This window comes from Deltaproteobacteria bacterium, from assembly GCA_019309545.1.
In the GTDB taxonomy this organism is placed as follows: Bacteria; Desulfobacterota; Desulfobaccia; order Desulfobaccales; family Desulfobaccaceae; genus Desulfobacca_B.
On sequence record JAFDGA010000028.1, the window covers coordinates 21,088 to 28,463 of the forward strand.

Below are 7,376 nucleotides of genomic sequence, written 5' to 3' on the forward strand. Positions count from 1 at the left end.
CAGCTAGTTGGTCCCCTTCTTGTTTATCTTTTTGGTCTGGCTGACCGATTTCGACACGGTTGCATCCCGGCGACGTCGATCTCTGCCTTTAAACAAGATTTTAATGGGAGCGTAGGGCAGCCCCAGCCTGGCCCGGAGTTGATTAATCAGATAACGCCGGTAGGACTCGGGAATGCCTTGAGGGTAATTAGTGAAAATCATGAAGGTTAAGGGCAGGGTTCCTACCTGGGTCAGATAATAGAACCTGACTGATCGGTGGCGATATCGTGGCGGGGAATGTTGCGTAACAATTTCTTTAAAAACCCGGTTCAATTCGCCGGTACCCAATTTAGCGCTGGATTGGGCGTAGATCTGGTTGATCAGGGGAAAAACCCGGTTTAAATTATAGCCGGTCGCCACTGAAATCGGGAGAATCGGGGCAAAAGACATGAATTCCAGGTCACTTGTCACCTGGTCCAGCAACCACTGCTGCTGTTTCGGTTGCCCAGCAATCAGATCCCATTTGTTGATGCCAATCACCGCCCCCTTGCCGGCCGTGGCAATTTGTCCGGCGATTTTTAGATCTTGTTCGGTTAATCCTTCCTGAGCCTCCAGCAACAGCAGGCCCACGTCGGCCCGCTCCAGGGCTCGAAAAGCCTGAAACACCATTCCTCGTTCCAGATGTTCCCAGATACGGCTTTTGCGTCGGATCCCAGCCGTATCAATAAGCACATACTTTTGGCCTTCCAATTCCAAGTGGGAGTCTATGGCATCCCGGGTAGTGCCCGGCAAAGGACTGATAACCAGACGTGCTTCACCCAAGAAACGATTGATGAATGAGGACTTGCCCACATTGGGTCGCCCCAGCACCGCTACGCGGATGCCAGCCTCGGTCTCGGAAACTTCCGGCCGTGGCGGCAGCAAATCTACCAAGGCTTCCAGCAGTGCGCTAATACCTTGTCCATGTTCGGCTGAGATAGGAAATAATGGACTCAGACCAAAACGGTAAAATTCGGAAAGACCAGCTTCCTGGCGGGGACCATCGATTTTGTTAACCACCAGCAGCAGAGGCTTTCCCGACCGGCGCAGGTACTCTGTAACCTGCTCGTCCCCTAACCGAGGTTCTTGACGGCCGTCCACCATAAACAGAATGACATCGGCTTCGGCTACCGCCATTTCTGCCTGGCGGCGGACCTGGTCTCCCAGTTCTTCTCGAACCCACTCAAAACCACCGGTGTCTACCAGAGTAAAGGTGTAGTCATCCCAGGTGACGGTGCCATAGTTGCGGTCCCGGGTCACCCCGGGACGGTTGTCGACCAGGGCCCGGCGACTGCGGGTCAGCCGGTTAAACAGGGTTGATTTACCGACATTGGCGCGACCGATAATAGCTACTAAGGGGTTCATCTCAAAATAAATTATACAGTCAATCCCATCTGCCGTCCACCTAACTCAGAGTAGCTGCTCACAGTTTCTGCATTAGCCATGGCTGATGAGATTGGGGGGGCAGGTGATGCCAGGGGAGTCAGGAAAGGTCTGACATCGCTGCGGCTTCAGTCTGAAAACCGCCCCAGGGCCGCTGACCAAAGTCGGGAAAATGGCGAAGCAAATCCTCTTTCAAGGGTATGGCATCGGGATAACGATCCTCTACCTTCTTGGCTAAACATTTGAGGATGATGGCTTCCAGTTCCTCCGGAATCTCAGGGTTCTCCTCCCGGGGAGGTACCGGTTCCTGGTAAAGAATCAGATCGATCAGGGTTTTTTCCAGGTCATCGTAAAAAGGCAGCATCTCGGTATAAAGCAGATACATAATCACTCCAATGGCCCAGATGTCGCTGCGCTTTTCGCTCTGGCCCATGATCTGCTCCGGAGCCATATAGGGCCGGGAACCGACCATGGTAGCGCTGATGTCACGGTCCTTGAGTTCCTTGGCAGCACCATAATCCAATAGTTTGACGGTACCATCCGAGGTGACGATAATATTGTTGGGCTTGATATCGCGGTGAATCACCTGGTGCTGGTGGGCATGGGCGACGATGTCGATGAGTTGCATGATGATCCGTTCCTTGAGAGCCTCCGGGAGTTCCTCCACCAGCAGGTCTTGCAGAGTCGGACCCTCCACATACTCCTGGATGAGAATTAATCGACCGTGCTCTTCAACGTAATCAATCTGTCGTACCACCCCAGGGTGAGGAGCCAATTTCCTAATGATCTCCCCCTCCTGGCGAAATTTTTTATTGTAAGACTTGGAAAACGGAATCTTGGCCACATAATAACGTTTTTCTCCCAAGGCTTCCGTATCCAGTACCAGCCAGACCTCTCCGAAGCTGCCCTGGCCCAGCTTTTTCACCTTCTTATAATGTCCCCCCAGTAAATCTGTCGGTTTTAAAAGCGACAGCAGATTGTCAGCAAAAGGTAGCAGACGAGGGATCAGATCGCGCATGAATTTTCGGATTGAAGGTCGGGCAACCAGTTGCTTAGCCAAATCCTCGCCCACCCTTTCTTGGTCAGGCGGGGCACTCGGTCTGGCATACCCCACTATTAGATCTGGTTGATTCTGGACAATCAAGCCATGGACTAACATTGTTATCTGACTGCCGTCCCGATGTCTGAAGGGGACCATCAAATTATTGACTTTGCCCTGGAGGTTAATCAGTTCTTGAAATTGATGGTAGTCCTCAGTATCTCCGAAAAGGTCTTGGGCCTGAGAAACCTCAAGGGATTCACCATGCGGGTCATAGCCCAGCACCTCCAGCAAGGGAGAACTACAATCTATCAATCGCCCTTCCCGTGTCATGATAAACTGATAAGGAGAAGTGCCCTCCAGGAGATCGCCATAGCGGTCTTGGAAGGCCTGCAAGCGATGCTCATCCTCTTTCAGGCGGATTGCAACCCCCACCCGGGCTAATATTTCCTCGGCCCGGAAGGGTGGGATTATAAAGTCATGCGCGCCTATCTCCAGACCGCGAGCCGCATAGTCTTCCGTAAAGCGTTCCAGGATCAATACCACCGGAATCTGCTGAGTCGCCTCTTGATCTTTTAGGGCCCGAAATTGTTTGAGCCCGGCATCAGCCTGGATGTTTAATAAGATAATATCTGGCCGCTGCTCAGCAGCCAACGCTGGTGCTCTCTCACCTTCGACCAAAGGGAGAACTTCATATCCCGCCCCGTTAAAAATATTCGCTAATTCCTGGTAGTCCGAGTCTGGGGCATCTATAATTAACAGCTTGCGCATATAATAATTTTTCTAGCAGCTCATAATTGACCATGGAGCCTAGCCTGATCGTATAACTTCAATCGGTTTGTTGCGCTCCAAGGTAGCATGTGATAATAGATCTGACAATGGCTAATTTTCAGTTGAAAATCATTCCGCAAATATATTATATAACAAAATGACCTCACGGCGAGGTAGCTCAGTCGGTAGAGCAGCGGACTGAAAATCCGCGTGTCCCCAGTTCGATTCTGGGCCTCGCCACCACTAATAAAAAATTTAACTGTTTGGCGAACTTTATTTTATGTTGGTGACACCGTAGGGGTCACCGGCTTGTGTATATTTGCTGATCCAGTTACACCTTAGGGCAAATTGGCGCATATCTAAATATCAAAACCAAAATCAGGGAAGATTGCCAGTCTTTTAACCAACTTAGACAACGTTCGAGTTTTGTTAATCTCCTTTCCCACCCCGGAATAGATAGAAAAAAATAACCGCCTGTCCAGCCGTCTCAATTTATCTCCATAAATTTTTACTTGGGCACTTGACAAGTTGATTTTTATAGCGTATCGTATTCGATAATAATTATTACCTTAGATTTTTTGTAAATTTTACCCAAGTGAACCGTCCCAACCGGGGCTGCCTAGACAAGTCACGGGTTGGGGAGAATAATAGGTTCTGATTCCTATCCATAAACTACTATGGGAAGTGGACAGAATGCCCGAACGGCCCGGTCTCATAACTTTTCAGAATATTCCGTTGACCTTGATCGGTAATGAGGTCAGAGTGGGAGAGTTGGCCCCAGATGTTGAGGTCCTCAATAATGATCTGATTCCGGTCCGGCTATCTGATTGGCGGGGCCAGGTATGCCTAATGACCTCGGTGCCCTCGTTGGACACCCCGGTATGCGACCTCGAGACTCAGCGGTTCAACGACGAGGCGGCCCAATTAGGCCCGGACGCAGCAATCTTGACGATCAGCATGGATCTACCCTTTGCGCAAAAACGCTGGTGCGGGGCGGCGGGAGTAACCCGGGTGCAAACCCTATCTGATCATCGCCAGGCTGCCTTCGGCCAAGCTTATGGGGTATTAATCAAGGAACTGCGGCTATTGGCCAGGGCTGTATGGCTGATCGGCAAAGATGGTATTGTCCGGTATTTTCAGTTAGTAAAGGAAATTACCGATGAACCGGATTACGACGCGGTTCTGCGGCACTTAAAACCAATGCTGGCTACCTAAGGGTGGTCATTCTGATTATTCACCTCTGAGCCACTGGAGACAGTTATGAAAATCTTGGGTTGTTTGGTTCTGGTAGTTTTACTATTTCTGGTTGGCTGTTCCAAGGAAACCAAAAAACAAGTCATTAGACCAGCTGGCCCTCCCGCTACTGCTACCGGTTGGCCTCAAGATGCAACCTGTTCCCCGGGTTGCCCGCCTGGAGGAGCCTCTTGGTGAGCCAGCAGGGAGTCAATCTGCCTTGCCAAATAGTATACGTAATTACAGGCCGTTAATTAAACAAATCACCTTGACCAAAAGGCAGGACCAGATTAAGGAGACATAATGGCTGTCATGAAATGCCCGGTCTGCGGGTCCAAGAGTTTTTTCGTCAGAGACCCGGACGAAGAGTATGAAGTCCACGAGTTTGATCTGCAGGATAGCAACATCGTTTTTAACCCCGACCACAGTGGGCCGGAAATGCCTGAGATTGTCGATGATACTGATACCTACTGTAATAAGTGCTCCTGGCAAGGCAAGTTCGGGATGCTGAAGAAATAGGCTCAATTACTGGCCTGACGGTTCTTGCCGGAGCCCGGCCGGAGGTCAGGAAGACGAGCTTATAGAGTGATCTAGCCAGATGGGAGCTGACATCATGTCAAATAGCGTTCAAAAGTTATCCAAGGTTACAATTTTCAAATCTTATCCTTTCCGGGTAGGGGAAAAAATTTTCATCGCCAGCGGACCTCGGCACGGCGACTGGGAGGTCGTCAAGGTCGAGGAACAGAGGATCAGGCTGCGTTGCCCGGTTTCGCAACGCGAGCTGGAGTGTAACTCTTTTTCCTATTTTGTAGAAGAGCGGGATGGCGAACCATGGCCCCATATTAACTGATGAAAAATATTTAGCTTAAGTTAGGAGGAGACTTTTAATGAGCAAGACGCTAGAGAATCTGATGGAGGCCTTTGCCGGAGAATCTCAGGCGAATCGCAAATACCTGGCATTTGCCAAAAAGGCGGACCAGGAAGGCTTTCCCCGGACCGCCCGGTTATTTCGGGCTGCAGCCGAAGCCGAAACCATCCATGCCCATAACCACTTGCGGGCTATGGAAGGCGTTAAATCCACCCGTGAAAACCTGCAAGAAGCGATCTCCAGGGAATCCCATGAGTTCACGGAGATGTATCCTCAGATGATCGCCGCAGCCGAAGCGGAGGACAATAAACGGGCCGCCCAAACCTTCCGCTATGCCAATGAAGTGGAAAAGGTCCACGCCGCCTTATATCAGCAGGCCCTGGATAACCTGGACAACCAGACCTTGGTCGACGACTATATCTGCCCGGTCTGCGGTTACACAGTGGAAGGCGAGCCTCCGGATGCCTGCCCGGTGTGCAAGGCTAAAAAGAAAAGTTTCATTCGAATTGATTGATCCTTTGGTCTTTAAAACTGGACGGGGCAGTGCTGATCCGGATTGCTGCTGAGGTCAGTTAAAATAAGGCCCCAGCCGGTTTTTTTAAGGAGGGACAGGAAATCCGCCAATTGATAATTATATTGATACATAACCACCCCAATCCCTTTCTAAATAATTCCGGTAAAATCCCAAGGAGGAAAATTACATGACCGAGCTGCTGCAAATTTACAAATGTGGCGTCTGTGGGAACATCGTGGAAATGGTGCACGCCGGCGCCGGTGAGCTGGTATGCTGCGGCCAGCCCATGAAGCTGTTCGTGGAGAACACCGTGGATGCGGCTAAAGAGAAACATGTGCCGGTTATCGAGAAAATCGCCGGCGGGTTTAAGGTGAAGGTCGGCAGTGTTCCCCACCCCATGGAAGAGAAACATTATATCGAGTGGATCGAAGTTATCGCCGATGGCAAAGCCTACCGGCAGTTCCTAAAGCCCGGTGAAGCTCCAGAAGCCACTTTTATTATCGACGCAGATCAGATTACAGCCCGTGAATACTGTAACTTGCATGGTCTTTGGAAAGCTTAAGTTTTGCTCAGCCCCAGCTAGCAGAGCAGTAGGCCGTCCCAACCCGGGTAGCATAAGTATTGAATAATCAGTGTTTCGTGCAAACCACCACCTCGAGCGGATTATTTCTTCGACAGAGGTTATCTCTTACCATTAACCCCTGAAATTAACCGCCGTCAGAATTACAAACGGGGCGGAAGATGACCATCATTGCCGGGATGCCCAGGATGGGTACCCGGAGATGATCTCCGCCCCGGTTATGCTCTTGGACTTACCAGATCTTAATTAATCAAGCGATTTAGAGCTGAACTTCAAACAGACCAGTAATACCAAGTTGCGATCAGGGAGCTAAAATGCCCCCCTCAGCCTCGCCCTCTCCCCCCGCCAGCGGGGGGGAGGGGATAAAGGATAAAATTACTCATGAAAGCTAATCGGTATGAGAACACAGAGAAAAAATTAAACGATTATACCCTTTGCTCTGAAGAATATGGTATAATTAGTCTGACTAAAAGGCAAAATGGAGCAAAGCGATGCAACAGCAGGCCCTCAGCCTGATGCAATTTCAGAAAAAGGCGCTGCCAACATGATAAGGCTTATTTTCAGCGCAGCCGCAACTTATACCATTGGAAGGCCAATGGTTCTGGATGATCTGGCTGATGGGGCGTCAGAAAAGGGGCATTTCCATGCTCTGCCTGCAACGGATGCTGGAAACCCCGACCGATAAGCCCAGGTTTGCCGCCATGCGGATGGTGTCCCGGGTCAGCAGCGAAGAGATTCAAGCCTTGGTACGGGAGCGCCTGGCGGTCGAGGCAGTGATCAAGACCGATGGTTGGCCAGGCTACAACTTCCTGGATGCTTCCCCCGGTTTCCATCATGAGTGGCTGGTGCCCGGGTGGGGCAAAGAAGCGCCGAAGGTCTTGCCCTGGGTCCATACCTTGAACGCCAATATTAAAGGCAATATCCGGGGTATCCACCATGGCGTCAGCCCCAAGCATCTGCCCCGCTACCT

The 7,376-nt window shown here is 50.7% G+C and carries 8 protein-coding genes and 1 tRNA gene; 7 read left to right on the top strand and 2 right to left on the bottom strand.

The features are described 5' to 3' along the window. Window positions 1-3: 3 nt before the first annotated feature. Both der and JRG72_09430 read right to left on the bottom strand, forming a co-directional pair. Window positions 4-1,383: a ribosome biogenesis GTPase Der gene (der, locus tag JRG72_09425; GenBank protein ID MBW2135427.1), complete on the bottom strand. Its 1,380-nt coding sequence runs from the start codon at window positions 1,381-1,383 to the stop codon at window positions 4-6. Between the two features lie 118 nt (window positions 1,384-1,501). Beyond that, the gene (locus JRG72_09430) at window positions 1,502-3,211 is read right to left on the bottom strand and encodes a protein kinase (GenBank protein ID MBW2135428.1); all 1,710 of its coding nucleotides are present in this window, start codon (window positions 3,209-3,211) and stop codon (window positions 1,502-1,504) included. A gap of 167 nt (window positions 3,212-3,378) precedes the next feature. Here JRG72_09430 and JRG72_09435 point away from each other — a divergent pair. From JRG72_09435 to JRG72_09465, 7 genes are all read left to right on the top strand, one after another. After that, window positions 3,379-3,454 (top strand) — tRNA-Phe (locus JRG72_09435). Between the two features lie 450 nt (window positions 3,455-3,904). Further along, window positions 3,905-4,426, top strand: a complete 522-nt coding sequence (gene tpx, locus JRG72_09440) for a thiol peroxidase (protein ID MBW2135429.1) — start codon at window positions 3,905-3,907, stop codon at window positions 4,424-4,426. 321 nt (window positions 4,427-4,747) lie between these two features. Beyond that, window positions 4,748-4,963 carry a hypothetical protein gene (locus tag JRG72_09445; protein ID MBW2135430.1) on the top strand — a complete coding sequence of 72 codons (216 nt, stop codon included), beginning with the start codon at window positions 4,748-4,750 and terminating at the stop codon, window positions 4,961-4,963. Window positions 4,964-5,057: 94 nt separating this feature from the next. After that, entirely contained in the window at window positions 5,058-5,294 is a 237-nt protein-coding gene (locus tag JRG72_09450) for a hypothetical protein (protein ID MBW2135431.1), read from the top strand. Between the two features lie 37 nt (window positions 5,295-5,331). After that, a complete protein-coding gene (locus JRG72_09455) occupies window positions 5,332-5,826 on the top strand; it encodes a rubrerythrin family protein (protein ID MBW2135432.1) in 495 nt (164 codons plus the stop codon). A gap of 187 nt (window positions 5,827-6,013) precedes the next feature. Further along, window positions 6,014-6,388, top strand: a complete 375-nt coding sequence (locus tag JRG72_09460; GenBank protein ID MBW2135433.1) for a desulfoferrodoxin — start codon at window positions 6,014-6,016, stop codon at window positions 6,386-6,388. 623 nt (window positions 6,389-7,011) lie between these two features. Beyond that, window positions 7,012-7,376, top strand: a 365-nt coding sequence (locus JRG72_09465) for a transposase (protein MBW2135434.1), incomplete at its 3' end; no start/stop codon positions are given.

Coding starts and splice junctions, on each gene's coding strand:
- tpx (MBW2135429.1), top strand. CDS start 3,905: ATGCCCGAACGGCCCGGTCTCATAACTTTTCAGAATATTCCGTTGACC.
- der (MBW2135427.1), bottom strand. CDS start 1,383: ATGAACCCCTTAGTAGCTATTATCGGTCGCGCCAATGTCGGTAAATCA.
- JRG72_09430 (MBW2135428.1), bottom strand. CDS start 3,211: ATGCGCAAGCTGTTAATTATAGATGCCCCAGACTCGGACTACCAGGAA.
- JRG72_09460 (MBW2135433.1), top strand. CDS start 6,014: ATGACCGAGCTGCTGCAAATTTACAAATGTGGCGTCTGTGGGAACATC.
- JRG72_09455 (MBW2135432.1), top strand. CDS start 5,332: ATGAGCAAGACGCTAGAGAATCTGATGGAGGCCTTTGCCGGAGAATCT.
- JRG72_09445 (MBW2135430.1), top strand. CDS start 4,748: ATGGCTGTCATGAAATGCCCGGTCTGCGGGTCCAAGAGTTTTTTCGTC.
- JRG72_09450 (MBW2135431.1), top strand. CDS start 5,058: ATGTCAAATAGCGTTCAAAAGTTATCCAAGGTTACAATTTTCAAATCT.